The sequence below is a fragment of the Pseudomonas sp. GD03875 genome, from assembly GCF_029840585.1.
Taxonomy (GTDB): domain Bacteria; phylum Pseudomonadota; class Gammaproteobacteria; order Pseudomonadales; family Pseudomonadaceae; genus Aquipseudomonas; species Aquipseudomonas paralcaligenes.
Window position 1 is genome coordinate 25,558 of sequence record NZ_JAOCCV010000022.1, and the last position, 25,475, is coordinate 51,032.

Consider the following 25,475-nt stretch of genomic DNA (forward strand, 5'->3'; position numbering starts at 1 on the left):
AGTGTTAACGGAGTAGCCGTCAGAGAAACCGGGAATCACCTTGCCGCTCACGAAGAAACGCCTGCAGTTCGATCTGGGCAACCTCATCCTTGTCTTGTCCGCCCTGACCGCATTGGTGATGCTGATCAACAGCTTCTTCGCCAGCTACCGAGTGCAACGGGAGCTGCTCATCAACAATGCGCTGGAAGCCAATCACGTCTACGCGGCCAAGCTGGCTTCCAGCACCGACGCCTTCCTGCAGGCCTCGCTGCAGCAACTGGCCTACAGCGCCAAGCTGCAGAGCCGCCGGTTCGACGATGCCGACTTCCTGCACGACGAAGCCGAGCGACTGCTCGAACAGACGGCCAGCTTCAACTCGGTGTTCGTCGTCAGCAACCGCGGCACGGTGCTCGCAGCCTCGCCGGCCAGCCTCCACCTGGTGGGCCAGACGCTCTCCACCGAAGGCGTCAAGGAGGCGATGCGTACCCGCAAGGCGACCATCTCGCGCCCCTACATGTCGGCCGCCAACAACCTGGTGGTGGTGGTCTCCCAGCCCGTCTTCGCCGCCGACGGCGAGTACCTGGGCTTCGTCGGCGGCTCCTTCTACCTGAAACGCCGGAGCATCCTCAACGAGCTGCTCGGCGAGCACTACTACAAGGACGGCTCCTACCTGTACGTGGTCGACAGCAGTCGCCGGCTGCTCTATCACCCCGACCAGGATCGGATCGGCACCATCGTCACCAACAACACACTGGTCGACCGCTTCCCAAAAGAGGACTCGGGCACCCAGCGCGTGGTCAACAGCCAGGGCGTGGACATGCTGGCGGGCTTCGCCGTGGTGCCCACCACCCGCTGGGGCATCGTCGCCCAGCGGCCGACCGAGACGACGATCGCCTCGATCGACGAACTCATGATCAAGGTAATTCTCACCACCGCCCCGATGGCCCTGCTCAGCTTCGTGCTCATCTGGTGGCTGGCGCGTGTGATCGCCCGCCCGCTCTGGCAGCTCTCGGCCGGCGCGCGCGACATGGCGGACCCGGGGACGGCCGACAGCATCAGGAACGTGCGCGCCTGGTACTTCGAGGCGGCGGCCCTCAAGCGCGCCCTGGTGCTCGGCCTCAACCTGCTGCACGAACGCATCGGCAAGCTCAACCACGCCGTCCAGACCGATCCGCTCACGGGCCTGCACAACCGTCGCGGGCTGGAGTTCATGCTCTCCCTCTGGCAGGCCGAGAACCGGTCGTTCTCGGTGATCACCCTCGATATCGATCACTTCAAGCGGGTGAACGATACCCATGGCCATGACGTGGGCGACAAGGTGATCAACAACGTGGCCGAGCTCATGCGCGGCTGCTCGCGGGAGAACGACATCCTCTGCCGCACCGGCGGCGAGGAATTCCTGATGCTGCTGCCCGGCACCAATACCCTGGCCGCCACGGCGGTGGCCGAGCGGCTGAGGCATACGGTGGAACAGGCCGATATCCCGCCCGCCGGGCGCATCACAATCTCGCTCGGGGTCGCGGCCTGGATTCCCGGAGGACCGAGCCCCAGCCTGGTACTGAAGTCGGCCGACGAACAGCTCTACGCCGCCAAGGCTGCCGGACGCAACTGCGTGCGGGTCGACCAGGCCGAGACGGTGATCTCCTAGCCGCCGCGGCGAAAAGGTTGAACTTCCGCCCGCTGCGCTCGCTCAGTGCATCAGCAGCGGCTGATGACCTTTTCGACAAGTCGCCCTGCAGGCGCGGACATGGCCCTCGCCATAGCGCTCACGACCCTATTCCTTGCCCCAGATGTGAGAGGAAAACGCGATGGACTGGATGATCACCTACCGGACGGCAGAAGGCCTCATCAAAAAGGTCGCGGCGCATGCGCTCAAGCTTCCCGACTACAGGGGCCTCGCCGAGCGAGTGGTGCGCGACGCCTACGAAGACCGGCCGCCCCTGCCACTGGGCAATCTCTCGGCGGTCGAGTGGCTGGACCACTGCAAGCTGGAAATCCTCGACATCGATACCCTGAAAGCCGCGCAGCGGGCCTGAGGCCCGACCGCGCGATTGGTTGAACGGCCGGCCTCCGCGTCTCCTCCAATCCATACAGGCCAGCCGGCCTCATGTGAGGTGACGTATGAACGCGAACAACCATGCCAACCCCCAGGGCGACACCGATCCGCAGGCCCCGCAGACGCCCGAGCCGCCGGTCGAGCCCGGCGTCTATCCGGCGGAGCCGGATCGGCGCCAGGACCAGGAACAACCCGATGAGGACATTCCGGGAGAACAGCCGCGCAGCCGATCGAACGAAGGCGATCCGCTGAACACCCCGGACTGACCCCGGGTCCGTGAGCCAGGCCCGCTTCCGCAGGGCCTCGGCGGGCCAAGCCCCGCAAGCGGGGCCGCAGAAACCCTAGTCGGCGCCAGGCCCGATCACCTGGCGGCGCATTTCCTCCTCGATCTCGGTCACCGCCCGCGCGCGCATGGCGACGCCCAGGGTCTTCTCCTCAGAGTCGATCGGATACTGCTCCAGCAGGTAGCGTTCGAGTTCGGCCTGGGCCTCGTTGCGCTGGTCGCGCAGGGCCTGCACGTCACAGGCTTGATGAAGTGCCATGGCGCACCTCCTTCACGGACGTCTCGGGGTGGATGGGCGGGTTCGGCCCGGCGATGCGCCGGCGCCGCTCGACCATGAGCGCGTCGGCGATCCCCGCGGCGACCGATGCGATCTGGCCCGCCGACATGGGCGGGCCGATGGTCAGGGGTGTGTACGTGATTTCCCGAACGGCAACGGCAATATCGACCGCCCCGAAGGCAACCAGGGCGGAGGCTGCGTACTGGTCCCAGGCGGCAGCTTCTTCTTCAGATTCGATCCTCATGACTCACCCATCTCCGTAAGCTCGACAGTTTGGAGCCACGGGACGGAGGATCAATTCACAGTGTTTACCGGCTGTTCGTCGGCGCGGCCGCGTGCGGACCAGACGCTATCCGCCGGCCCGGAATCGACGCGCCGGGCCGTGCCCCGCGCCATCCAGGCGAAGCACAGGGCGCCGGCCAGGGCCGTGATATCCACGCCGAGGGCGGCGGCGCTGGTGTGGCCCCACAGCCCGAGCGCGGGCACGCTCCAGGCCAGCAGGGTCGTCGCGGGGATCGCCAGGGTCGCCGCCGACGCCAGCCACAGCAGGTGCACCGACGCCCTCGCCCCGCCCCGGGCGAAGGCCCAGGCCAGGCTGCCCAGGAAGACGACGTAGTAGATGCCCATGTGCCAGACCACCGGCGCGTCCACCCGCCCGTGCAGCCACTTGGCCGCCACGATGGTGGCCGAGATGCCGGCGATGCAGCCCAGGCACACGCCCACCGTGCCGGCGGCCAGCAGCCGGGTGGAACGGCGCTGCTGCACCGGCCCGCTACTCCGCCGCTCGGCGCGGCGGCGCGATTCGATCCATAGCAGGTTGCCGGAGTAGAACAGGAAGGCCCCCGCCAGGCCGAGGAAGAAGTAGCTCCAGCGCACCGGCTCGCCGCCGTAGCTGCCGAAGTGCAGGCTGAAGAAGCTGCTCGCCAGCGCCGTCCAGCTGTTGCGCTCGCCGGGGAAGTAGTAGCTATTGAGCACCCGCCCGTCCACGGCGCCGAGCAGCAGGTAGCCCTGGGTGCGCAGCAGGTAGCCCGGCTCGGTGCCTCGCACCAGCACACTGGCGGCCGCGTCGCCCGCATGGTGGTAGGTCATCGCCGTGGGCTCGAAGGCGGGGTTGAGTTCCCGCACCCGCGCCAGCAGGCGCTCCGGTTCCAGCATCGCCGCCGTTTCGCCGCTGGCGGCGGGCGGCACGAATGGGCTGTGGGCGCGGAACAGCTCCGGCAGCCGTTCTTCGTAGATGACCTTGTCCTGGGTGTCGTAGAACAGGTCGTGCAGGCCGAACACCACGCCGGACAACGCCATGATCAGGTGGAACGGCAGGCTCACGATGCCCACCACGTTGTGCGCGTCCAGCCACATGCGCTTGAGGTTGCGGCCCAGGCGCACGGCGAAGAAATCCTTGACCAGCGTCGGCAGCAGCACGATGACCCCGGACACCAGGGCCACGGCATACAGCATGCTGACCACGCCCATGAAACCCATGCCGATGTCCATGTCCCCCGGCACGCCGGCGGTGCGGTGCAGGATGTCGACCAGCTCGGCCAGCATCGACGGCGACTCCTGGCGCAGCTGCAAACGATCTTCGTCGTCCAGGCTGGCTGACCAGACCCCAGGGATCTCGCCACGCTCGCGCGGAGCGCCCTCTGCCGCCCGCTGGAACCAGACCAGCCGGGCGGGAATCGCCTCGTGGTCCTGCAGCACCAGGGTGAACTGGCCGGCCACGTCCGGGCGGGCCTCCAGAGTACGGGCGATCAGCTCGGGCGCGCGCTCCAGGCTCACCTGCGCCGCGCCCGCCCCCGGCGCGGCGGCCCAGCGGGCGAGCGGCTCCTTGAACATGGTGATGGCGCCGGCGTAGAAGGCGATGAACAGGGCCAGACCGGCCAGGATGCCGGTCCAGGTATGGACTTCTTTGTAGATGCGGACGATGTCGGTATTCATGCTCGGAATTCGGACTCAGTGACAGGCATACAGCGCCACCCAGGCCAAGACGTTGGCGCCGCCCAGCCACAGCCAGGCGTGCCGGCCACTGCGGAAGAGGAAACAAGTGGACAGCAGCGCCATCCACAACGGCGCCACCAGCCACATGGTCACCTGGAACTTGTTCGGCGCCGCCGGGCCGCCGCTGGTGAGGAAGGCGAACAGCCCGGAGCCGGCCAGCGCCAGACCGAGCCCGAGCAGCAAGCCGGCCAGCGTCTTGCTCCACCAGTCGCGACGGATCGCCGTGCGTTTGTGCCGCGCTACCGCCATGACCTGCCCCCCAGGATTTCGCGCAGCACCGCCATGAACGGCAGCGCCACGAAGCAGGCCATCAGCAGCGTCAGCAGGGTGAAGATCGCCGTCGACACTTCCAGCAGCTGCAGCCACAGGGCGAGCGCCACTGCCTCCATGAGGGCAGCGACGATACGCGCCGGCCTGGCCGGCCACGGCCTCGGCAGCCATTGCTGGCGTGGCGCGGCCAGGTAGGCGGCCAGGGCGCCGCCCACCGTCAGCGCCAGGGCGAGCAGGGTCAGCATGGCCGCGCTCACCAGCGGTACTTCAGGGTCGCCTGCAGCGAACGCCCCATGCCCTGCCAGCAGGTGCCGTAGGCGCAGGCGGCGGCGTACTGCCGGTCCTCCAGGTTCTTCGCGTTGAGGGTCAGCGACCAGTCGCTATCGAAGTCGTAGCGGGCCATCGCGTCGTACAGGGTGTAGCTCGGCACCTTCAGCGTCTCGTACTCGTCGCCGAACGACGAGCTGACATGGCGAACGCCGGCGCCGACCGTGAGCTCCGGCAGGCCATGGGCGGCCAGGTTGTAGTCGAGCCACGCCGAGGACAGCCGCTCGGGCACGGCCAGGGGCCGCTTGCCGACCTTGGCCTCGACCGTGTCCTTGGTGATCTCGACCTCGCTGCGCGAGTAGCTCGCCAGCAGGTTGAGGCCGGCCATCAGCTCGACCTTGCCCTCGACCTCGAAACCGCGCGAGCGGATCTCGCCCGTCTGCACCTGGTACAGGGTCGGCGCCACCGGGTCGGGCGTCAGCACGTTGCGCTTGGTCAGCTCGTAGGCGGAGAGCGTGACCATGGTCCTGCCCTCCTCCGGCTGCCAGCGGATGCCGATCTCCTTCTGCCGCCCCTCGGTCGGCTCGAACGCCCCGCCCTGGCGGTCAGCGCCGACCACCGGTTCGAACGAGGTGGTGTAGCTCGCGTACGGAGCGAAGCCGTTGTCCATCAGGTAGACGACGCCCAGGCGGCCAGTGGTGGCGCGGTCGGACTGCTCCGTCTTCGCGCCGCGCACGCCGGTCACCAGATTGGTGTTGTAGGTGCTGGACTCCGCGCGGTCCTCGCGCAGGCCGGCCAGGAACACCCAGCGATCCAGGCGCAGCTGGTCCTGCAGGTACAGGCCGAGCTGCTGGGCGTCGCTGTCGGTGCGCGTGCTCAGCCGCACCGGGGTGACCGGCAGGCCGTACACCGGCTCGTAGACGTTCTCCCGTGTGGGCGCCGGGCCGCTGCCCGCCTTGGCCAGGAAGTCGGAGTCGCGCCAGTCGGCGCCCACCAGCACGGTGTGCTCGATGGGGCCGGTGTCGAACTGCGCCTGGAGCTGGTGGTCCGCCGCCAGGGTCTGCACGTCCGCGGTATTGCGCGAAGCGGTGCGCGGCAGGGTCATGAAGTTCGGCGCCGGGGTACCGTTGTTGAGTTGCCGGGTATCGCTCTCGAATTCGCCGTAGCGCACCTTCTGGCGGAAGCTCCAGACCTCGTCGAAAGTGTGTTCGAACTCCCAGCCGACAGTCTTCATCGTGCGCGTGAAGCGGTTCCAGTTGGGGTCGCCCTGGAAGTAGTCGATCGGCAGCTTGCCATAGGGGCTGCGCACCGGACCGACGCCGGCGAAGGCCGGCGGCACGAAGCTGGTGTCGGGCTGTTCCGGGTCGTGCTGGTAGAACGCCTGCAGGGTCAGCGAGGTGTCCTCGCTCAGCGCCCAGCGCAGGGACGGCGCGATGAGCTGGCGCTCGTCCTTCTGGTAGTCCACGCCGGTCTGGGAGTCGCGGGCGAGGCCGGTCAGGCGGTAGCTCAGCGCGCCCTGGGCATCTACCGGCCCGCCCAGGTCCAGGCCGATGGCGCGACCGCTGTGGTTGGCGAGCTGCACCATCAGCTCGCCGAAGGCCTCGTCGGTCGGGCGCTTGCTGACCATGTTGACGAAGCCACCCGGGTCGGCCTGGCCATACAGCACCGAAGACGGTCCGCGCAGCACCTCGACCCGCTCCAGCGCGTAGGGGTCCATCTGCACCGAGGTGCGGGCGATGTGCGGCCAGCCCAGACCGTCGACGTACTTGGTGAAGTTGGAGGCGTTGGACAGGCCGCCGAAGCCGCGGATGAACACGGTGTCGAAGCGGGTCTGGCCGCCGCCGGTGCCGGTCAGCACGCCGGCGGTGTAGCGCAGCGCCTCGGACACCGTCTGCGCGCCCTGCACGTCCATCTGGTCGCGGGTCACCACGGAGATGGACTGGGGCGTCTCGATGATCGCTGCGTTGGTCTTGGTGGCCGTGGCGCTGCGCCGCGCGACATAGCCATCCACCGGCCCCGTGGCGCTCTCGAAAGCACCCGTCACGGCGAGCGACGGCAGGGTCAGCGAGCCGTCCGCCTGGTCCTGGGGCAGCGGCCGCAGGGTGAATTCGCCGCCAGCGTCGCGGACGGCCTGCAGCCCGGTGCCCGCCAGCAGCCGCTGCAGGCCCTCGCTGACCGAGTAGTAGCCCTGTACGCCGGGACTCTGCACGCCCTGGGTCAGCGCCGCGTTGACCACGATCTGCACGTTGGCCTGGCGGCCGAGGCGGCTCAGCGCCTGGTCCAGCGGGCCGGCGGGGATGTCGAAGCTGCGCCGGGCCTCGGCGGCTCGCTCATCCGCGGCCTGGGCGGTGGCCGACGGCAGTCCGGCCGCCACCGGCAGGCCCACGACGACCACGGCCAGGGCGAGCGGCTTCAGGGCGAAACCCCGGCGGGCGGTTCCGGCCTCTTGGCGAGACTGGAGGAAGGAAGGCGGGAAGGGACTGCGCTTCGCCATGACGTGCTGGCTCCATCTGATACGTATGCGGTTGATGAATGAAGCCGCGCGCGGCGATGGCCGCCGGGAACCGGTCCCAGGGCGTGGCTTCACGGCAATGCCGCACGAGATGGAAAAATCTGCCGCCGGACGAAAAATATTTTTCCGGCCTCGCTCAACGCGCGGCGACGGTGACCCAGTAACGCGTGAAACGGCGCACACGCACCGGCAACTGGCGCTCCAGCGACGCCAGAATCGCCTCGCTCGGCGAGTCGGCCGCCAGCGGCCAGGTGCCGGTGATGCGCAGGTGCGCCACCTCGGTCTCGCAGCGCAAATGGCCACGGTGGTAGCGGCTAAGCTCGGCGATGAAGTCGCCCAGGGGCATGCCCTCGGCGACCAGCACGCCTTCCGTCCAGGCCAGGCCGGCCTCGCGCAGCGGCTGCACCGCGGTTACCTGGTGGCGACTGAAATAGGCCTGCTCCGAGGCCTTGACCAGCACCGGCGCTTCCCCCGCGCCGTCGGCGGGATGGATCTGCACCATGCCTTCGGTCACCGCCAGCCGGGTGACGCCCGCGGCGCGGGTCGGAGCATCATCGCGGCGCACGACGAAGCGCGTGCCGATCGGAACCAGCCGGCCCTCCGGGGTGACCACGGTGAAGGGCCGGCCCTGGGGATCATGCGCCGTGCCGACCAGGATCTCCCCACCATGCAGCACCACGCTGCGCTGCTGCTCGTCGAAGCGGATATCCACGGCGGTGGCGGTATTGAGTTCCAGCAGGGTGCCGTCCGGCAGCACCAGCCGGCGGCGCTCGCCGCTGGCGGTGCGCTGGTCGGCCAGCGCCGCCGACAGCTCGTACCGCCAAGACAACGGCTGGGACAGGTACAGCGCGGCGCCCCCCGTTCCGGTCAGAGCCAGCAGCTTGAGCGCGCGGCGGCGCGACAGCACGAGGGCATTCGCCCGCGCCAGGGTGGAACGCGCCACCGGCGGCTCGACATGGACGACGCTGCCCTGCAGACGCCCGCCAATACCCTGCAGCCGCCGCCAGGCGCGCCCATGCTCCGGGTCAACCGCCAGCCAACGCTCGAAATCCGCACGCTCGCCGGCACCGACCTCGCCGGAGGCCAGCAGCACGTACCAGCCCATCGCACGCTCGACGATGCCGTCGGCGATGGGCGACTCGTTGCCGGCAACGGCCGGCGCGCTTTCTGCGGCCATATCGTGCGCTCAGCTGTAGAGGGCTTGGTAGCAGTGCGCCATGGCGCGGAGCATGGCCTTCTGCACCATGTTCACCGTCATGTCCAACTGCTCGGCGATCTGCTTGTAGGTGAGGCCATCGAGCTGGGACAGCAGGAAGACCTCGCACACCCGGGCGGGAAGCCCCGCCAGCAGCTGCGCCACCTCCTCCAGTACGGCCAGCGCCAGCTGGCGCTCCTCCGGCGAAGGCTCGACCAGCTGCGGCCGGGCCGCCAGCGCCTCGAGCCAGGCCCGCTCCAGCGCCTGGCGCCGCCAATGGCTGCTGACCAGCCCGCCAGCGATGGTCATCAGGTACGCCCGCGGCTCGCGAATGGCCTCGCCCGCCTCCTTGTTCAGCACCCGCACGAAGGTGTCGTGGGCGATGTCCGCCGCATCGAAGGCGTTGCCCAGCTTCTTGCGCAGCCAGCCGTACAGCCAGCCGTGATGGTCCGTGTACAGGGTTTCGATCTGCCCCACCTGGGTATCGACAGCCACGAGGTCTCCTGCGCACCGAGCGGATTGCCCGCTCCAGCGCCCGAATAATATTGAGAAATATTCTCAATATATTAAACACCGGACACGGCTGCAAGCGCGCAGCCGGAACGGCTGTCCGTGATCGATACAGAGGGAATGGAGAAGAGAAAAGGCAGAAACGAAAAAAGGGCCTTTCGGCCCTTATTTCAGCGACTTGCAGGCTTCGAACGAACCCTGCAGATCATATTTTGGAGCGGGAAACGAGACTCGAACTCGCGACCCCGACCTTGGCAAGGTCGTGCTCTACCAACTGAGCTATTCCCGCGTCGTGTTGACGGGCGCCATTCTATCGATTCGGAATGCCGCGTCAACCCCTTGATTCAAAAAAGCTTATTTCTTTTCGGAATTGATGCTCAGGTGCGGCCAGGCGGCCAGCAGGTACTGCAGCATGGACCACAGGGTCAGGCCGGCCGCCACGAGCAGCAGGACGTAGCCGGCTCCAACCCACACGGTGAGCTGCGGCGGGTTGCCGAGCAGGATGACCAGCGCAACCATCTGCGCCGCGGTCTTCCACTTGCCCAGGCTGGAAACTGCCACGTGGGCCCGCGCGCCCAACTCCGCCATCCACTCGCGCAGGGCCGACACCACGATCTCGCGCCCGATGATGATCACCGCCGGCAGCGTCAGCCAGAGATTGGCGTGCTCCTCGACCAGCAGGACGAGGGCGACCGCCACCATCAGCTTGTCGGCCACGGGGTCGAGGAAGGCGCCGAAGGGGGTGCTCTGTTCCCAGCGACGGGCCAGGTAGCCGTCGAACCAGTCGGTCACCGCCGCCAGGGCGAATACCGCGCTCGCAGCCCAGTAGCTCCAAGAGAACGGCAGGTAGAAAAAGAAGATGAAGACCGGAATCAGGGCGACGCGTAGCAAGGTGAGCAGATTGGGGATATTCATCAGAACCACTGGCCAGCGAGTTGAGCGCGCATTCTACTCGCTGTGCAAAGCCGCATAAATCGACTCCGCGAGCTTTTTGCTGATACCCGGCGCCTTGGCGATCTCCTCGATGCTCGCGCGGTTCAGCTCCTGCAGCCCGCCGAAGTGCTTGAGCAGCTCCCGACGGCGCTTGGGGCCGACGCCCGCCACCTCTTCCAGGCTGGACGTGCGCCGCGCCTTGCCACGCCGCGCCCGGTGGCCGGTGATCGCGAAGCGGTGGGCCTCGTCGCGGATCTGCTGGATCAGGTGCAGGGCCGGCGAGTCGGCCGGCAGGGTAAACTCGTGGTCCGCGTCGTTCAGGTAGAGGGTCTCCAGGCCCGGCTTGCGGGTTACGCCCTTGGCCACGCCGAGCAGGATCAGCTCGGGCACGGCCAGTTCCTGCAGGACCTCGCGGGCCATGGCCAGCTGGCCCTTGCCGCCGTCCACCAGCAGGATGTCGGGCAGCTTGCCCTCGCCGTCCTTCAGCTTGCTGAAGCGCCGGGTCAGCGCCTGGTGCATGGCGGCGTAGTCATCGCCGGCGGTGACGCCCTCGATGTTGTAGCGGCGGTAGTCGGACTTGAGCGGCCCTTCCGGTCCGAACACCACGCAGGAGGCGACGGTGGCCTCGCCGCTGGAGTGGCTGATGTCGTAGCACTCCAGGCGCTGCGGCGGCTCGTCCAGCGACAGCGCGTCGGCCAGCGCGTCGAAGCGGGCGGCCACATGCTGACGGTTGGCCAGCCTCGCGCCCAGGGCCTGCTCGGCGTTGGTCACCGCCAGATGCTGCCAGCGCGCGCGGGTGCCACGCACCCGGTGGCTGATGGCGATCTCGCGGCCGCGCAGCTCGCCGATGGCCGTGGCCACCACGGGCAGGTCCTCGTGGGTGGTGTTGACGATCAGCTCGCCCGGCAGGTCGCGCTCGTGGCTGGACAGGTAGTACTGGGCGATGAACGCCGCCAGCACCGCGCCGCCCTCCTCCTCGATGCCCACCTGGGGAAAGAAGTTCTTGCTGCCCAGCACCCGCCCGCCGCGCACGCTGATCAGGTGCACGCAGGCCCCGCCGGGGCTGACCATGGCCGCCACCACGTCCACGTCGCCGCTACCGCCTTCCATGCTCTGCTGGTCCTGCACCCGGCGCAGCACCGAGATCTGGTCGCGCAGTTCCGCCGCGCGCTCGAACTCCAGGTTCATCGCCGCCCGCTCCATCGAAGCGGAAAGCTCTTCGGCCAGCGCGTTGCTGCGCCCCTCGAGGAACATCACCGAGTGGCGCACGTCCTCGGCGTATTCCTCGGGCTCGACCAGGCCGACGCAGGGACCCTTGCAGCGCTTGATCTGGTATTGCAGGCACGGCCGGGTGCGGTTGCGGAAGTAGCTGTCCTCGCACTGGCGCACCTGGAAGGTCTTCTGCAGCAGGTTGAGGCTCTCGCGGATCGCCCCGGCGCTGGGATAGGGGCCGAAGTAGCGCCCCCTGTCCTTCTTCGCGCCCCGGTGGATGCCCAGGCGCGGGTAATCGGCGTCGGACAGCAGGACGTAGGGATAGGATTTGTCGTCGCGTAGCAGGATGTTGTACGGCGGCCGCCACTGCTTGATCAGCGTCTGCTCCAGCAGCAGCGCCTCGGTCTCGTTGGCGACGATGGTGGTCTCGACCTGGGCGATGCGCCCGACCAGCGCTGCGGTCTTGGGCGCCAGGCCGCTCTTGCGGAAGTAGCTGGCCAGGCGCTTCTTCAGGTTGGACGCCTTGCCGACGTAGAGCAGCTTGCCCGCTTCGTCGAGCATCCGGTACACGCCCGGACGACCGCTGCAGGTGGCGAGGAATGCGCTGGGATCGAAGGGGGCGGCGGGCGGAGAAGTCATCGGGCTCGGCAGGAAGGCGAAGAGGACGCAGTTTACGCCCTCTTCAGCGGCCTGCCCAAGGCTCAGCCGACAGCATCCACCATGCCGTGGCGCACGGCCAGCAGGGCCAGCTCCACGTCACTGGTGATGGAGAGCTTCTCGTAGATGCGGTAGCGGTAGGTATTCACCGTCTTCGGCGACAGGCAGAGCTTGTCGGAGATGGTCTGCACCTTCTGGCAGTTGGCGATCATCAGGGCGATCTGGATCTCGCGCTCGGACAGCAGGTCGAAGGGCGAGCCGCCGTTGTTGGGCTGGAAGGACTTCAGCGCCAGTTGCTGGGCGATCCGCGGACTCAGGTAGCGCTGGCCGGCGAAGGCCAGGCGGATGGCCTGGACCATTTCCTCCAGCGCCGCGCCCTTGGTCAGGTAGCCGGCGGCGCCGGCCTGCAGCAGGCGGGTGGGAAACAGGTCGTCCTCGCAGGCGGTCACGGCGATCACCTTGAGGTCGGGGTGGCTGCGCAGCAGCTTGCGGGTGGCTTCGAGGCCGCCGATGCCGGGCATCTTGACGTCCATCAGGACCACGTCCGGCTGTATCTCGCGCACCTTCTTCAGCGCCTGCTCGCCGGAGTCGGCCTGGCCGATCACCTGCACGCCCTCGATATCGGCCAGCATGCGGGTGATACCCGTTCTAACCAGATCGTGGTCATCGACCACCAGCACCTTAATCAAGCGACACCTCGCTGTACCACACTACCTGCGCGATCACGGCAATCGACGAAAACCAGATTGGCGCATTTACGCCAAAAAGCAAACGTCAAAAAAACGTACCCAAGGCGGCCAAGGCCCGTAGCGACGGGGCCTGAAGGCCAGCGCCGCAAGTGCCGGATTCTACATGAAGTCAGGGGAATCAAAAGAAATACGGCCCCGGCCGGAGGTCGCCGGGTGTGCTGGTGCAGAGCCTCGTCCAAGGGTGCGGACACCGCGTCGAGCCAGCGTCGTGGCCCGTTGCCAGCAATCGGCTGGGCGCCGCCCCAGAGCGGGCCGCTCGGTTCACCGAATCGGCCGCCCGTCACCCTCCCACGAAGCCTGCCGGACGCCCCCGCCAGGCTGCGTCGCCCGGCCGGCACGGCGGCCGGAAAACCGACGACCGGCGTTGGCGCCGCTCACCGGCCGGCGCGGGATTCGCGGATGTAGAAACGGGCCTTCTCGGTGTTCTTGGTGCAACTCTCGTAGCCCTCGAACTGCTGTGAGGTCTTGGCCCCAGTCAGCAGGGTGAGCGCCTTCGAGTAGCTGACCGTGCCGGCGAAGCCTTCGGCCTTGGCCAGGTCCAGCTCGCGCCAGGCGATGTCCAGCTGCTCGGCGCAGCTCACCCGGTAGGCGGTCTTGGCCGCGCAACCGGTCACAGCCACCAGCAATGCAGCCAGAAGGAGGATTTTCTTCATGTCGGTTCTCCGGGACGCTGAGTCTGTTTTGACGACAGCGTAGCGGCAAAGTGCCCGCTCCGAAGCGGCATCGCCACCCTGGCCCGGCCGCTCTGGAAAGCGTATGTTCGGGGAATCTTCGGGGGAAATCGCAATGAGCAAGAAGGTGGCCCTGGTACTGGGCTCGGGCGGCGCGCGGGGCTACGCCCACATCGGTGTGATCGAGGAACTGGAGGCCCGCGGCTACGAGATCGGCTGCATCGCGGGCTGCTCCATGGGTGCGGTGATCGGCGGCATCTATGCGGCCGGCAAGCTGGCCGAATACCGCGAATGGACGGAGAGCCTGGACTACCTCGACGTGCTGCGCCTGCTCGACGTCAGCTTCCGCCTCGGCGCGATCCGTGGCGAGCGGGTGTTCGGCAAGATCCACGAGATCGTCGGCGAACTCGACATCGAACAACTGGCGATCCCCTACACCGCCGTCGCCACCGACCTCACCAACCAGCAGGAAATCTGGTTCCAGGAAGGCTGCCTGCACAAGGCCATGCGCGCTTCGGCGGCCATCCCCAGCCTGTTCACCCCGGTCACCCAGGGTTCGCGCATGCTGGTCGACGGCGGGCTGCTCAACCCATTGCCGATCGTGCCGGTGGTGTCCAGCCACTGCGACCTGATCGTGGCGGTCAACCTCAACGCCCTGAACCAGAAGCAGTACCAGCTGCCGGTGATCGAACGCCCCGCCGCGATCAAGGGCAAGATCGACCAGCTGATGGGGTCACTCGGCGCCAAGCTGTCCTTTCTGCGCCGCGACGAGGATGGCATCGAGCGGCTGGTCGAGCCCGAGGCGCCCAATCCCTGGCTGGACGACAGCCGCACGCCCAAGGCCGAAGAAGAGGCCGCGCCGAAGTCGGCCAGCGGCTCGCGGGTGGTCGGCAACGTCGGCCCCGCCTCGCTGCTGGAGCTGGTCAACCAGAGCTTCGAGACCATGCAGACCTCGCTGGCCCAGTACAAGATCGCCGGCTATCCGCCGGACATCCTGATCAACGTGCCCAAGCGGGTGTGCCGCTTCTTCGACTTCCACAAGGCGCCGGAACTGATCCAGCTCGGCCGGCAGATCGCCAGCGATACCCTGGACAAGTACGAGCGCGACCAGGGCTGAGACGACTCAGGCCAGTTCCAGCAGGCGGTAGCCGACCCCCGCCTCGGTGACGATGAAGCGCGGCGCCGCCGGGTCGTCGCCGAGCTTCTGCCGCAGATGACCGACCACTACCCGCAGGTAGTGGCTGTCCTCCACGTGGGTCGGCCCCCAGATGTCCTTGAGCAGTTGGCGCTGGGTCACTACCCGGCCCAGGTGGCGGGCGAGCGTGGCCAGCACCGCGTACTCCTTGCGGGTCAGCGCCACCTCGGCGCCGTCCAGGCTGACCCGGCGGTAGGCGAAGTCGACCCGCAGCGGGCCGCTGCACACCGCCGCCTCGCCGGGCTCGCCGGCGGCGCCCTGGCGCAACAGCACGCGCACCCGGGCGAGGAATTCCTGGATGCCGAAGGGCTTGGTCACGTAGTCGTTGGCGCCGCCGTCCAGGGCCAGCACCTTCTCGCCCTCGCTGGCGCGCACCGAGAGCACCAGCACCGGCACTTGCGACCACTCACGCAGTTCGCCGAGCACCCGCTGGCCGTCCTTGTCCGGCAGGCCGAGGTCGAGCACCACCAGGTCCGGGCGTTCCAGCGCCGCCAGGGCCAGGCCGTCGGCGCCGGTGCCGGCCTCCAGCACCCGGTAGCCCTGGGCACCGAGGCTGATGCGCAGGAACTTGCGGATCTGCGCCTCGTCGTCGATGACCAGGATGGTCGTTGCGTTGCTCGCCATCGCCCTACTCTTCCTCGAGCCGCGGTTGCGGTTGCAGCGGCAGGTGCAGGGTCAGGGTGGTGCCGCGGCCGTCCAGGCCCTCGCCTACCGTCACCCGTCCGCCGTGGGCGCCGACCATGCCCTGGCAGATCGCCAGGCCCAGGCCGGTGCCCTGCCCGCCGCGGTCGCCCCTGGCGGCGGTATAGAACATGTCGAAGATCTTTTCCCGCTCGGCCTCGGGAATTCCCGGCCCCTGGTCGCTGACGGCGAAGCGCAGCTCGCCCTCGTCGCAGGCCACGCTCACCCGCAGGCGCCCCTGTACCGGCGAGAAGCGCGCGGCGTTCTCCAGCACGTTGACCAGCGCCTGTTCGATCAGCGCGGCGTGGGCATACAGCAGCGGCAGTTCGGCGGGCACCTGCAGCTCCAGCTGCAGCGGCGCCAGCACCGGGCACAGGCGCTGCACGGCACTGGCGACGATATCCGCCGGCGCCACCCAGTCGCGGGCCAGCGTGAGGCTGCCGTGGCCCAGGCGGGTCATGTCCAGCAGGTTCTGGATGTAGCGGTCCAGGCGCTCGGCCTCGTCGCGGGTGCCCTCCAGCAGCTCGCGGCGGTCGGCCAGGGGAATCTGCTCGCCGAGGGCCAACAGGCTGTCGATGGAGCCACGCATGGCGGTCAGCGGCGTGCGCAGGTCGTGGGACACCGAGGCCAGCAGCGCGCTGCGCAGTTCCTCGGTCTGGCCGTGCAGGCGCGCGGCTTCCAGGTCCGCCGCCAGCTGGGCGCGCTCCAGGGCCTGGGCCAGAGGCTGGCCGAGGGCAGCGATCAGCCGGCGCCGCTCCGGGCTCAACGGTCGCTCGTCCTTCGGCGCCACGCCGAGCAGGGCCAGCGGCCCCTCCTCGCCAGCCAGCGGCCACCACCACCAGCGCCCGCCCGGCAGCGTGCCGGTGCCGAGCCCGGACGGCTGCAGATGCTGCCAGGACCAGTCGGCGGCGGCCCGCTCCTGTTCGTTCAGCAGGCGCTGCACGCCGGCCTCGACCTTCCATACGCCGTCGCGGTCCCGCGACAGCAGGCTGATGTCGAGTTCCTGCCACAGGCCGAACTGCTGCAGCGCGGCGGAGAACACCGCCTGACGGTCGGTGGCCACCGTCAGCTTGCGCGACAGGTCGAGCAGCGCGGTGGTCTCCGCCTGGGTCTGGCGCAGGGCCTGCAGCTGGCGACGCTGGCGGCTGGCCAGGTTGCCGGTGAGCCCCGCCATCAGCAGGAAGAACAGCAGGGTCAGCACGTCCTGCTGGCGGGCGATCTTCAGCGACAGCAGCGGTTCGATGAACAGCAGGTTGTAGGCCAGGAACGACAGGCCAGCGCACAGCAGCGCCGGCCCCAGGGAGCTGCGTACCGCCACCACCAGCACGGCGGCGAGGAAGACCAGCGAGATGTTCGGCAACTGGACGAAGCGCGCCAGGCCCAGCGCCGCGCTACTGGCCACGAGGGTCGCCAGCACGGCCACGAGGTAGTCGCGCCACGCCAGCGGCATCCGCCGCCGCGGCCTGGCCGGTTCCAGCTCCGCCTCGGTATCCAGCACGCTGATCTCCAGGCCCTCGCCGGCAGCCAGCAGGCGCTCGGCCAGGCCACGGCCGAAACGCCAGCGGCGCCGCAGGCGCTGGCGGCTGCGGCCGACCAGGATCAGGCTGGCGCGGCGCTCGCGGGCGTGGGCCACCAGGGTGCTCGCGACTTCGCCGGCGCGCAGGTCGACCACCTCGCCGCCGAGGCGCTCGGCCAGTTGCTGGGCCGCCTGCAGGTTGCCCAGGCGCTCCTCGTCGCGCGGGCCGCCGGTGTCCACGTGGACTACCGACCAGGGCAGGTGGCGGCGCTCGGCCACCCGACTGGCATGACGCACCAGGCGCTCGCCCTGGCCGTCGCCGTCGATGCCCACCAGCAGGCGGCCGCGCACGGTCGGCGCGTCCAGCCCCTGCTGGCGGTAGCCACGGTTGAGGTCGGCGTCGACCCGCGCGGCCGCGGTCTGCATCGCCAGTTCGCGCAGGGCGGTGAGGTTGGTCTGCGAGAAGAACGCATCGATGGCGGCGCGGGCCTGCTCCGGCACGTAGACCTTGCCGTCGCGCAGGCGCTCCAGCAGTTCGCGCGGCGGCAGGTCGATCAGCAGGATTTCGTCGGCCTCCTGCAGCACCCAGTCCGGCAGGGTCTCGCGCACCTGCACGCCGGTGATGTCGCGGACCTGGTCGTTGAGTGCTTCGAGGTGCTGGACGTTGACCGTGGTGTAGACGTCGATGCCGGCGCCGAGCAGCTCCTGCACATCCTGCCAGCGCTTGGCATGGCGGCTGCCGGGGGCGTTGCTGTGGGCCAGCTCGTCCACCAGCACCAGCTGCGGCGGCCTGGCCAGGATGGCGTCGAGGTCCATCTCCTCCAGCGGCCGCTCGCGGTACTCGATGCGCCTGAGCGGCTGCTGCGGCAGGCCGGCGAGCATCGCTTCGGTCTCCGCGCGGCCGTGGGTCTCGACCACCCCGACCCGCAGGTCGACGCCCTGGCGCAGCCGGGCCTGGGCCGCCTGCAGCATGGCGTAGGTCTTGCCCACGCCGGGCGCCGCGCCGAGGAACACCTTCAGCCGGCCGCGCCCTTCGCGGGGCATCCCGGCCAGCAGCGCATCGGCGCGTACCGCGTCACTCATGGAGCATTCTCGTTGCGGACGGAGGCGCGATTGTCCGCCAGCGCCAGGTTCAGCGCCAGCACGTTGACCACGTCGGGGCCGACCGGCGAGCGCTCGGTGTGTTGCTCGATCAGCCGCTCCAGGCTCTCGGCCGGCAGATGCCGGGCGGCGGCGATGCGTGCCGCCTGCCAGCGCGCGGCGGCCGGCGACAGGTGCGGATCGAGGCCGCTGGCCGAAGTGGTGACCAGCTCCAGCGGCACTGGAGCGCCACCCTCGCCCACCAGACGCTGCGCATCCTTGGCGATGCGCTCGGCCAGGGCCGGATTGCTCTGCGCCAGGTTACTGGCGCCGCTGGCCACGGTGGCGAAGCCGCCAGCCGAGGGGCGCGGCTGGAACCACTCGGTACCCTCGAAGTTCTGCGCCAGCAGCGCGCTACCGAGCAGCTGGCCCCGGTCATCGCGCAACAGGCTGCCGTTGGCCTGCTCGGGGAAGGCCACCTGGGCCACAGTGGTGACCAGCAGCGGATAGGCCACGCCGGTGATCAGGGTCATCAGGCCGAGAATGCCGAGGGCCGGGCGGAGTTGCTTGAGCATGATAGTTCTCCAGATTCGTTATTCCCCTCTCCCTCTGGGAGAGGGGCCAGGGGTGAGGGAGTGCCAGGCAACTCGCCACCGCCCCTCCCCCTACGCGGGTCGCCCTACGCGGGCCGCCCCAACCCTCTCCCAGAGGGAAAGGGAGTTGAAGCGCTACACCAACCCCACGGCCACCAGCAGCACGTCGATCAGCTTGATCCCCACGAAGGGCGCAAGAATGCCGCCCAGGCCGTAGATCAGCAGGTTGCGCCGCAGCAGGCTGGCCGCGTCCGCCGCCTGCACGCGCACGCCGCGCAGGGCCAGGGGGATCAGCGCGACGATGATCAGCGCGTTGAACACGATGGCCGAGAGGATGGCGCTCTGCGGGCTGTGCAGTTGCATGAGGTTGAGCGCACCGAGCTGCGGGTAGATACCGGCGAACAGCGCCGGCAGGATGGCGAAGTACTTGGCCACGTCGTTGGCCACCGAGAAGGTGGTCAGCGCGCCACGGGTCACCAGCAGCTCCTTGCCCACCTGCACCACGTCCAGCAGCTTGGTCGGGTCGCTGTCCAGGTCGACCAGGTTGGCGGCCTCGCGGGCGGCCTGGGTGCCGTCGTTCATCGCCAGGCCCACGTCGGCCTGGGCCAGCGCCGGTGCGTCGTTGGCACCGTCGCCACACATGGCCACCAGCTTGCCGTCGGCCTGCTCGCTGCGGATACGCTGCAACTTCTTCTCCGGCGTGGCCTCGGCGATCACGTCATCCACGCCTGCCTCGGCGGCGATGGCGGCGGCGGTCAGCGGGTTGTCGCCGGTCACCATCACGGTGCGGATGCCCAGCTGGCGCAGCTCGGCGAAGCGCTCGCGGATGCCCGGCTTGACCACGTCCTTGAGGTGGATGGCGCCGAGCAGGCGCTGGTCGTCGGCCACCAATAGGGGCGTGCCGCCGCTCTGGGCGATCCTGTCGACCTCGCGGGACAGCGACTCGGGCATCTGCTCGCGGCTCATGCCGAGGTACTGCAGCACGGCGTCCACCGCGCCCTTGCGGAAGCTGCGGCCGTTCCAGTCGGCACCCGACAGGCGCGTCTCGGCGCTGAAGGCGATGCCGCGCACCGCGCCGCGCTCCGGCACCTCCACCGGGCTCAGGCCGCGCAGGTACTCGACGATGGACTTGCCCTCGGCCGTGTCGTCGGCCAGCGAGGCCAGCAGCGCCGCCTCGGCCAGGTCGCGGCCGTTGACGCCCGGTGCCTTGACCAGCGCGCTGCAGCGACGGTTGCCGAAAGTGATAGTGCCGGTCTTGTCCAGCAGCAGGGTATGCACGTCCCCCGCCGCCTCCACCGCGCGGCCGGACTTGGCAATGACGTTGAGGCGCACCAGGCGGTCCATGCCGGCGATGCCGATGGCCGAGAGCAGGCCGCCGATGGTGGTCGGGATCAGCGTCACCAGCAGCGCCACCAGGTACACCAGCGGCAGGTCGCCGCCGGCATGCCGGGCGAACGGCTGCAGGGTGGCGACCACCAGCAGGAAGATCAGGGTCAGGCCGATCAGCAGGATGTCCAGCGCCACCTCGTTCGGCGTCTTCTGCCGCTTGGCACCTTCGACCAGGGCGATCATCCGGTCCAGGGTCGACTCGCCGGGGTTGGCGGTGATCCGCACCAGCAGCCAGTCGGACACCACCCGGGTGTTGCCGGTGACCGCCGAGCGGTCGCCGCCGGACTCGCGGATCACCGGCGCCGACTCGCCGGTGATGGCCGCCTCGTTGACCGCGGCGATGCCTTCGATCACTTCGCCGTCGCCGGGAATCAGTTCGCCGGCCTCGACGCGCACGACATCACCCTTGCGCAACTGGCTGGCGGCCACCGCCTGGAACTGCTCGCCGACCTTGCGCCGCGCGGCCAGGCCCTGGCTGCCGGCCTTGAGGCTGTCGGCGCGGGCCTTGCCGCGGCCTTCGGCCAGGGCCTCGGCGAAGTTGGCGAAGAGCACGGTGAACCACAGCCACAGGGCGATCTGCACGGCCAGGCCGACACTCACCGCTGGGTTGGGAATGAAGCACAGCACGGTGGTGAGGATGGCGGTCAGCTCGACCACCAGCATCACCGGAGCCCGCTTGAGCTGGCGCGGATCGAGCTTGACGAAGGCCTGCTTCAGCGCCGGTCGCCACAGCGCCTGGAAGCTGGTCCTGGAGGTTTGCGCACCGTTCAGCACGCGAGTGGGGGCATTCATCATGGTTCTCCCTTAGAACGCCAGGTGTTCGGCCAGCGGGCCCAGGGCCAGCGCCGGCAGGAAGGTCAGGCCGCCGACCAGCAGGATGGTCAGGGTCAGCAGGGTGACGAACAGCGGGCCTTGGGTGGGGAAGCTGCTGTCGCCCAGCGGCGCGCGCTTCTTCGCCGCCAGGCTGCCGGCGATGGCGAGGATCGGCAGGATGTAGCCGAAGCGCCCGAGGAGCATGGCCAGGCCGATCAGCAGATTGTGGAACGCCGTGTTGGCACCGAAACCGGCGAACGCCGAACCGTTGTTGGCGGTGCCCGAGGTGTAGGCGTACAGCGCCTGGCTGAAGCCGTGCGGACCGAGATTGCTGATCGAGGCCGCCGGGCCGGGCAGGCTCACCGCCAGGGCGCAGAACACCAGTACGCCGACCGGCATCACCAGCAGGGTCGCCACCAGCAGGCGCACCTCGCGGGCCTCCAGTTTCTTGCCCAGGTATTCCGGGGTGCGGCCGATCATCAGGCCGGCGAGGAACACGGCGATCAGCACGAACAGCAGCATGCCGTAGAGGCCGGCGCCGACGCCGCCGAAGATCACCTCGCCGAGCATCATGTTGAACATCGGGATCATGCCGCCGATGGCGCTGAAGCTGTCGTGCATGGCGTTGACCGAGCCGTTGGACGCGGCCGTGGTGGTCACCGCCCAGAGTGCCGAGGCGGCGACGCCGAAGCGACTCTCCTTGCCCTCCAGCGAGCCGGCCTGCTCGACCGGCAGAGCCGCCAGCACCGGATTCGGCTGGTGCTCGGCCCACAGGGTGACGACCAGGCCGATGACGAACAGGATCAGCATGCAGGCGAGGATCGCTCTGCTCTGGCGCAGGTCCTTCACGTAATGACCGAAGCTGAACACCAGCGCCACCGGGATCAGGATGATCGCCGCCAGCTCCAGCAGGTTGCTCAGCGCCGTGGGGTTCTCGAACGGATGCGCCGAGTTCACGCTAAAGAAGCCGCCACCATTGGTGCCGAGTTGCTTGATGGCGATCTGGCTGGCCGCCGGGCCGAGCGGGATGGTCTGCTCGGCGCCCTGCAGCGTGGTGGCCTGGGCGTAGTCCGAGAAGGTCTGCGGCACGCCCTGCCAGACCAGCAGCAGCGCCAGGATCACGCAGAACGGCAGCAGGCCGTAGAGGGTCGCGCGGGTCAGGTCGACCCAGAAGTTGCCGAGGCCATTGCTCGACTTGCGCGCGATGCCGCGGGCGAAGGCCACCAGCACGGCCAGGCCCACCGCCGGGCTGACGAAGTTCTGCAAGGTGAGGCCGACCATCTGGCTGAAATAGCTTAGCGATGCCTCGCCGCTGTAGGCCTGCCAGTTGGTGTTGGTGACGAAGCTCACCGCGGTGTTGAACGCCAGGCTCCACTCCAGGCCCGGCAGCTGTTGCGGGTTGAGCGGCAGCAGGCCCTGCAGCAGGAGGATGGCGAACAGCGACGCCAGGCTGGCGAGGCTGAAGGCCAGCAGCGCCAGGGCGTAGGTCTTCCAACTCTGCTCGCGGCCCGGGTCGATGCCGGCGACGCGGTAGCAGATTCGCTCGAGCGGCCGCAGCAGCGGTGTCAGCACGGTCCGCTCGCCTTCCATGGCGCGGTACAGGTAGCGCCCCAGCCAGGGCGCGGGCGCCATCACCAGGACGAAGAAGGCCAGGATCAGGCCGTAGTCTTGAAGTTGCATGGGGGCCTCCTAGCCGCGCCCGGCGCGCAGCAGCGCCGCCAGCAGGTAGATGAACAGCCCCAGGGCCAGGCCCAGGGACACCCCGTCGAGAATGCTCATGTGATCGCTCCGTGATGCGGGCTGCGCCGCCTTGAGCGAATTCTCGGTTCGGGCGGCGTAAAGGAACGAGTCGGCCAGGGGCCGCGGGCCATAAAGAATGCGTAAAGATCGGGGCGCGGGCTTTGTATCGGTGCCGATACATGACCGACACGCTGCCGACACCTGCGCCGTCGACCATGGCGACAGGCGGCACCGGCCGAGGCCCGCGGCCGGCTAATATGCCCACCTCCCCCACCTGACCGCAGTCGGAGTCCGTTACGGTGCATGCCATGACCGCCGGCGAGTCGCGCCCGCGCACGACCCGCGCCCTGATCGTCGACGACAACCTGGAGCTGCGCGAGCTGCTCGGCGGCTACCTGACCCGCTTCAACATCGACAGCGAGGCGGTCGGCGACGGCAGCGCCATGCGCCGCGCCCTGGCCGCCAGCCACTTCGACGTGATCATCCTCGACCTGATGCTGCCCGGTGAGGATGGCCTGGCCCTGTGCCGCGAGCTGCGCGCCGGCTCCGACATCCCGATCCTGATGCTCACCGCGCGCTGCGAGCCGACCGACCGCATCATCGGCCTGGAGCTGGGCGCCGACGACTACATGGCCAAGCCCTTCGAGCCACGCGAACTGGTGGCGCGCATCCAGAGCATCCTGCGCCGGGTGCGCGACGACCGCGGCGCGCCCCGCGAGGAGCCGCGCGCCAGCCTGCGCTTCGACGGCTGGACCCTGCACTGCGTGCTGCGCCAGCTGCAGTCGCCAGACGGCCTGGTGGTGCCGCTGTCCAACGCCGAGTTCCGCCTGCTCTGGGTGTTCCTCGAACGCCCGCGCCGGGTGCTCAGCCGCGAGCAGCTGCTGGACGAGGCACGCGGCCGCTCCATCGAGGCCTTCGACCGCAGCATCGACCTGCTGGTCTCGCGCCTGCGCCAGAAGCTCGGCGACGACCCGCGCAACCCGGCGCTGATCAAGACCGTGCGCGGCGAGGGCTACCTGTTCGACGCCGCCGAGATCCGCTGATGCGCCGCGCGGACAGCCTCTTCGCCCGCCTGTTCGGCGTGTTCCTCGCAGCCATCCTGCTGGCCCACGGCCTGGCCTTCCTCTGGTTCAGCCACTACGGCCGCCCGCCGCCACCTCCGCCGACGGCCCAGCACGAGGCCCTGCGCCCACCACCGCCGGGGCCAAATATCCACGGCCCGCTGATCGTGCTGGGCTTCCAGCTGCTGACCCTGATCGTCGCCGCCTGGTACGGCGCGCGCCTGCTCAGCCGGCCGATCCGGCACCTGTCGCGGGCAGCCGAGCGCCTGTCCGACGACCTGGACAGCCCGCCGCTGCCGGAAACCGGCCCGCAGGAGGCGCGCCAGGCCGCCCACGCCTTCAACCTGATGCAGCGGCGTATCCGCGAGCAGGTGCAGCAGCGCGCGCGCATGCTCGCCGCCGTGTCCCACGACCTGCGCACGCCGCTGGCGCGCCTCAAGCTGCGCGTGGAGCAGATCCCCAACCCGCAGCTGCGCGTGCGCATGGGCCAGGACCTGGGCGAGATGATCGGCATGCTCGACGCCACCCTCCGCTACCTGCACGAGCAGCGCAGCAGCGAGGCCCTGCAGTGGCTGGACCTGCAAGCGCTGCTGGAATCCATGGTCGAGGACGCCCAGGACCGTGGCGCCGAGGTGAGCTTCCACGGCCACTGCGCGCCGCTGCGGGTGCAGCCGCTGGCGCTGCGCTCCTGCGTCAGCAACCTGCTGGAGAACGCCCTGCGCTACGCCGGCCACGCCTCGGTGGAGCTGCACGATAGCCCCACGGGCGTCGAGGTGCGAGTGGTCGACCGTGGCCCGGGCATCGCCCCCGAACAGCGCGAGGCGGTGTTCGAGGCCTTCTTCCGCATCGAAGGCTCGCGCAACCGCAGCTCCGGCGGGGTCGGCCTGGGCCTGACCATCGCCCGCGAGGCGGCGCGGCGCCAGGGCGGCGACGTCCTCCTCGAAGAGACCCGTGGCGGCGGGCTCACCGCCATCCTGCGCCTGCCGCGTTGAGCCGCGCCTTGTAGGGGCGGCGATACCAAGTCCACACACCCGCGATACAGGACGCGCCGAAGCTGGCATCACCGGAGAACCCTCTCCGGCAGCCAACGAAGGAGTGACTCCCATGATCAGTGGTGTCAGCGGTTACTCGGGCTACAGCGGCTATACCTCGCTCCAGCGCAGCAGCGCCGGCGGCGGTGGTTGCGCAGGCGGCCCGGCGAAACTCGAGGAGAAGCTGTTCAGCCTCCTCGACAGCGACGGTAGCGGCGGCGTCGCCAAGGAAGAACTGGAGAGCGCGCTGAGCGCGGCCAAGGAAACCGACAGCAGCCTGACCATCGACATCGACGAGCTGTTCAGCCAGCTCGACGCCAATGGCGACGGCAGCCTGGACAGCGAGGAAACCGCCGCCCTGGCGCCGCCTCCACCGCCCCGCGGCGGTCCCGATCCGCAAGAGATGTTCGCCAGGCTGGACGCCAACGGCGACGGCAGCATCGACGCCGACGAACTGGCCGCCCTGCCCGGCGCTGGCGACAAGGACAGCGCCGGCCTGCTGGCGGAGCTGGACGCCGACGGCGATGGCGGCCTGAACCTCGACGAGCTGTCCGCCCTCGCGCCACCGCCTCCGCCCCAGGGCGCAGGCAATGGCGGGGAGCCGTTCGGCCAGTTGGGCAGCGACAGCAGCAGCCAGGACGCGCTGAGCAGCCTGCTCGACGCGGTCGCCCAGCAGACCAAGGCCAAGGAAGAAAACGACTCCGGTCTGATCGCCAGGCTGCTCAAGCACTACCAGGACAACGCCGGCTATCAGGAGAGCGTCGGCACGCGGCTGAGCCTCTCGGCCTGAACGCCTGAAACGAAAAAGGC

25 protein-coding genes and 1 tRNA gene are annotated in these 25,475 nt (G+C 69.1%); 7 read left to right on the forward strand and 19 right to left on the reverse strand.

Translation table 11 applies throughout. From position 1 onward, the window contains the following. Nucleotides 1–40: 40 nt before the first annotated feature. From N5D30_RS17945 to N5D30_RS17955, 3 genes are all read left to right on the forward strand, one after another. On the forward strand, nt 41–1,627 hold the full coding sequence (locus N5D30_RS17945; protein ID WP_279910056.1) for a sensor domain-containing diguanylate cyclase: 1,587 nt from the start codon (nt 41–43) through the stop codon (nt 1,625–1,627). Nucleotides 1,628–1,787: 160 nt separating this feature from the next. Further along, a complete protein-coding gene (locus N5D30_RS17950; RefSeq protein ID WP_220814462.1) occupies nt 1,788–2,015 on the forward strand; it encodes a hypothetical protein in 228 nt (75 codons plus the stop codon). A gap of 85 nt (nt 2,016–2,100) precedes the next feature. Then, entirely contained in the window at nt 2,101–2,301 is a 201-nt protein-coding gene (locus N5D30_RS17955) for a hypothetical protein (RefSeq protein WP_279910057.1), read from the forward strand. 75 nt (nt 2,302–2,376) lie between these two features. Here N5D30_RS17955 and N5D30_RS17960 read toward each other — a convergent pair whose 3' ends face one another. From N5D30_RS17960 to N5D30_RS18020, 13 genes are all read right to left on the reverse strand, one after another. Beyond that, nucleotides 2,377–2,577, reverse strand: a complete 201-nt coding sequence (locus N5D30_RS17960; RefSeq protein ID WP_279910058.1) for a hypothetical protein — start codon at nt 2,575–2,577, stop codon at nt 2,377–2,379. After that, entirely contained in the window at nt 2,555–2,839 is a 285-nt protein-coding gene (locus N5D30_RS17965) for a hypothetical protein (protein ID WP_220814465.1), read from the reverse strand. The genes N5D30_RS17960 and N5D30_RS17965 overlap by 23 nt, the downstream gene beginning before the upstream one ends. A 50-nt stretch (nt 2,840–2,889) precedes the next feature. Then, nucleotides 2,890–4,530 (reverse strand): PepSY-associated TM helix domain-containing protein, encoded by a 1,641-nt coding sequence (locus N5D30_RS17970; protein WP_279910059.1) that lies wholly within the window; start codon nt 4,528–4,530, stop codon nt 2,890–2,892. 15 nt (nt 4,531–4,545) lie between these two features. Beyond that, nucleotides 4,546–4,839 carry a hypothetical protein gene (locus N5D30_RS17975; RefSeq protein ID WP_279910060.1) on the reverse strand — a complete coding sequence of 98 codons (294 nt, stop codon included), beginning with the start codon at nt 4,837–4,839 and terminating at the stop codon, nt 4,546–4,548. Next, a complete protein-coding gene (locus N5D30_RS17980; RefSeq protein WP_279910061.1) occupies nt 4,830–5,105 on the reverse strand; it encodes a hypothetical protein in 276 nt (91 codons plus the stop codon). The genes N5D30_RS17975 and N5D30_RS17980 overlap by 10 nt, the downstream gene beginning before the upstream one ends. An 8-nt stretch (nt 5,106–5,113) precedes the next feature. After that, entirely contained in the window at nt 5,114–7,621 is a 2,508-nt protein-coding gene (locus N5D30_RS17985; RefSeq protein ID WP_279910062.1) for a TonB-dependent siderophore receptor, read from the reverse strand. Nucleotides 7,622–7,775: 154 nt separating this feature from the next. Then, a complete protein-coding gene (locus tag N5D30_RS17990; protein WP_279910063.1) occupies nt 7,776–8,816 on the reverse strand; it encodes a FecR domain-containing protein in 1,041 nt (346 codons plus the stop codon). Nucleotides 8,817–8,825: 9 nt separating this feature from the next. Continuing rightward, on the reverse strand, nt 8,826–9,329 hold the full coding sequence (locus N5D30_RS17995; protein ID WP_220814471.1) for a sigma-70 family RNA polymerase sigma factor: 504 nt from the start codon (nt 9,327–9,329) through the stop codon (nt 8,826–8,828). 228 nt (nt 9,330–9,557) lie between these two features. Beyond that, a tRNA-Gly gene (locus tag N5D30_RS18000) sits at nt 9,558–9,633 on the reverse strand. 65 nt (nt 9,634–9,698) lie between these two features. Then, nucleotides 9,699–10,259 carry a CDP-diacylglycerol--glycerol-3-phosphate 3-phosphatidyltransferase gene (gene pgsA, locus N5D30_RS18005; RefSeq protein ID WP_279904443.1) on the reverse strand — a complete coding sequence of 187 codons (561 nt, stop codon included), beginning with the start codon at nt 10,257–10,259 and terminating at the stop codon, nt 9,699–9,701. Between the two features lie 33 nt (nt 10,260–10,292). Continuing rightward, nucleotides 10,293–12,128: an excinuclease ABC subunit UvrC gene (gene uvrC / locus N5D30_RS18010; RefSeq protein ID WP_279910064.1), complete on the reverse strand. Its 1,836-nt coding sequence runs from the start codon at nt 12,126–12,128 to the stop codon at nt 10,293–10,295. A 62-nt stretch (nt 12,129–12,190) separates the two neighbouring features. Beyond that, on the reverse strand, nt 12,191–12,835 hold the full coding sequence (gene uvrY, locus N5D30_RS18015; RefSeq protein ID WP_279904445.1) for a UvrY/SirA/GacA family response regulator transcription factor: 645 nt from the start codon (nt 12,833–12,835) through the stop codon (nt 12,191–12,193). 434 nt (nt 12,836–13,269) lie between these two features. Beyond that, complete coding sequence (locus N5D30_RS18020; RefSeq protein ID WP_220814475.1) at nt 13,270–13,548, reverse strand: hypothetical protein; 279 nt, start codon at nt 13,546–13,548, stop codon at nt 13,270–13,272. A 133-nt stretch (nt 13,549–13,681) separates the two neighbouring features. On the opposite strand from N5D30_RS18020, the gene N5D30_RS18025 reads away from it, so the two are divergent. Next, on the forward strand, nt 13,682–14,683 hold the full coding sequence (locus N5D30_RS18025; protein WP_279910065.1) for a patatin-like phospholipase family protein: 1,002 nt from the start codon (nt 13,682–13,684) through the stop codon (nt 14,681–14,683). A gap of 6 nt (nt 14,684–14,689) precedes the next feature. Here N5D30_RS18025 and N5D30_RS18030 read toward each other — a convergent pair whose 3' ends face one another. From N5D30_RS18030 to N5D30_RS18055, 6 genes are all read right to left on the reverse strand, one after another. Beyond that, nucleotides 14,690–15,385, reverse strand: coding sequence for a response regulator (locus N5D30_RS18030; RefSeq protein WP_279910066.1), 696 nt, complete (start codon nt 15,383–15,385; stop codon nt 14,690–14,692). 4 nt (nt 15,386–15,389) lie between these two features. Further along, entirely contained in the window at nt 15,390–18,041 is a 2,652-nt protein-coding gene (locus N5D30_RS18035; protein WP_279910068.1) for a sensor histidine kinase KdpD, read from the reverse strand. Further along, nucleotides 18,038–18,613: a potassium-transporting ATPase subunit KdpC gene (kdpC, locus tag N5D30_RS18040; protein WP_279910069.1), complete on the reverse strand. Its 576-nt coding sequence runs from the start codon at nt 18,611–18,613 to the stop codon at nt 18,038–18,040. Before kdpC ends, N5D30_RS18035 begins: the two co-directional genes overlap by 4 nt. Nucleotides 18,614–18,766: 153 nt before the next feature. Next, a complete protein-coding gene (gene kdpB / locus N5D30_RS18045; protein WP_279910070.1) occupies nt 18,767–20,812 on the reverse strand; it encodes a potassium-transporting ATPase subunit KdpB in 2,046 nt (681 codons plus the stop codon). Nucleotides 20,813–20,824: 12 nt separating this feature from the next. Next, complete coding sequence (gene kdpA, locus N5D30_RS18050) at nt 20,825–22,513, reverse strand: potassium-transporting ATPase subunit KdpA (RefSeq protein ID WP_279910071.1); 1,689 nt, start codon at nt 22,511–22,513, stop codon at nt 20,825–20,827. A gap of 9 nt (nt 22,514–22,522) precedes the next feature. Then, complete coding sequence (locus N5D30_RS18055) at nt 22,523–22,612, reverse strand: potassium-transporting ATPase subunit F (RefSeq protein ID WP_220814482.1); 90 nt, start codon at nt 22,610–22,612, stop codon at nt 22,523–22,525. A 269-nt stretch (nt 22,613–22,881) separates the two neighbouring features. Between N5D30_RS18055 and N5D30_RS18060 the strand changes: the two genes are divergently transcribed. The 3 genes from N5D30_RS18060 (at nt 22,882) to xopAW (ending at nt 25,455) form a co-directional block, all read left to right on the forward strand. Further along, nucleotides 22,882–23,616, forward strand: coding sequence for a response regulator (locus tag N5D30_RS18060; protein ID WP_279904452.1), 735 nt, complete (start codon nt 22,882–22,884; stop codon nt 23,614–23,616). Continuing rightward, the gene (locus N5D30_RS18065; protein WP_279910096.1) at nt 23,613–24,626 is read left to right on the forward strand and encodes an ATP-binding protein; all 1,014 of its coding nucleotides are present in this window, start codon (nt 23,613–23,615) and stop codon (nt 24,624–24,626) included. Before N5D30_RS18060 ends, N5D30_RS18065 begins: the two co-directional genes overlap by 4 nt. Nucleotides 24,627–24,738: 112 nt before the next feature. Next, nucleotides 24,739–25,455 (forward strand): XopAW family type III secretion system calcium-binding effector, encoded by a 717-nt coding sequence (xopAW, locus tag N5D30_RS18070; protein WP_279910072.1) that lies wholly within the window; start codon nt 24,739–24,741, stop codon nt 25,453–25,455. Nucleotides 25,456–25,475: the final 20 nt, after the last annotated feature.

Bases quoted from the DNA above. Each gene is read 5' to 3' on its own strand.
- N5D30_RS17950 (WP_220814462.1), top strand. From the start codon at position 1,788: ATGGACTGGATGATCACCTACCGGACGGCAGAAGGCCTCATCAAAAAG.
- N5D30_RS17955 (WP_279910057.1), top strand. From the start codon at position 2,101: ATGAACGCGAACAACCATGCCAACCCCCAGGGCGACACCGATCCGCAG.
- N5D30_RS17960 (WP_279910058.1), bottom strand. From the start codon at position 2,577: ATGGCACTTCATCAAGCCTGTGACGTGCAGGCCCTGCGCGACCAGCGC.
- N5D30_RS17965 (WP_220814465.1), bottom strand. From the start codon at position 2,839: ATGAGGATCGAATCTGAAGAAGAAGCTGCCGCCTGGGACCAGTACGCA.
- N5D30_RS17970 (WP_279910059.1), bottom strand. From the start codon at position 4,530: ATGAATACCGACATCGTCCGCATCTACAAAGAAGTCCATACCTGGACC.
- N5D30_RS17975 (WP_279910060.1), bottom strand. From the start codon at position 4,839: ATGGCGGTAGCGCGGCACAAACGCACGGCGATCCGTCGCGACTGGTGG.
- N5D30_RS17980 (WP_279910061.1), bottom strand. From the start codon at position 5,105: ATGCTGACCCTGCTCGCCCTGGCGCTGACGGTGGGCGGCGCCCTGGCC.
- N5D30_RS17985 (WP_279910062.1), bottom strand. From the start codon at position 7,621: ATGGCGAAGCGCAGTCCCTTCCCGCCTTCCTTCCTCCAGTCTCGCCAA.
- N5D30_RS17990 (WP_279910063.1), bottom strand. From the start codon at position 8,816: ATGGCCGCAGAAAGCGCGCCGGCCGTTGCCGGCAACGAGTCGCCCATC.
- pgsA (WP_279904443.1), bottom strand. From the start codon at position 10,259: ATGAATATCCCCAATCTGCTCACCTTGCTACGCGTCGCCCTGATTCCG.
- uvrC (WP_279910064.1), bottom strand. From the start codon at position 12,128: ATGACTTCTCCGCCCGCCGCCCCCTTCGATCCCAGCGCATTCCTCGCC.
- N5D30_RS18020 (WP_220814475.1), bottom strand. From the start codon at position 13,548: ATGAAGAAAATCCTCCTTCTGGCTGCATTGCTGGTGGCTGTGACCGGT.
- N5D30_RS18025 (WP_279910065.1), top strand. From the start codon at position 13,682: ATGAGCAAGAAGGTGGCCCTGGTACTGGGCTCGGGCGGCGCGCGGGGC.
- N5D30_RS18030 (WP_279910066.1), bottom strand. From the start codon at position 15,385: ATGGCGAGCAACGCAACGACCATCCTGGTCATCGACGACGAGGCGCAG.
- N5D30_RS18035 (WP_279910068.1), bottom strand. From the start codon at position 18,041: ATGAGTGACGCGGTACGCGCCGATGCGCTGCTGGCCGGGATGCCCCGC.
- kdpC (WP_279910069.1), bottom strand. From the start codon at position 18,613: ATGCTCAAGCAACTCCGCCCGGCCCTCGGCATTCTCGGCCTGATGACC.
- kdpB (WP_279910070.1), bottom strand. From the start codon at position 20,812: ATGAATGCCCCCACTCGCGTGCTGAACGGTGCGCAAACCTCCAGGACC.
- kdpA (WP_279910071.1), bottom strand. From the start codon at position 22,513: ATGCAACTTCAAGACTACGGCCTGATCCTGGCCTTCTTCGTCCTGGTG.
- N5D30_RS18055 (WP_220814482.1), bottom strand. From the start codon at position 22,612: ATGAGCATTCTCGACGGGGTGTCCCTGGGCCTGGCCCTGGGGCTGTTC.
- N5D30_RS18060 (WP_279904452.1), top strand. From the start codon at position 22,882: ATGACCGCCGGCGAGTCGCGCCCGCGCACGACCCGCGCCCTGATCGTC.
- xopAW (WP_279910072.1), top strand. From the start codon at position 24,739: ATGATCAGTGGTGTCAGCGGTTACTCGGGCTACAGCGGCTATACCTCG.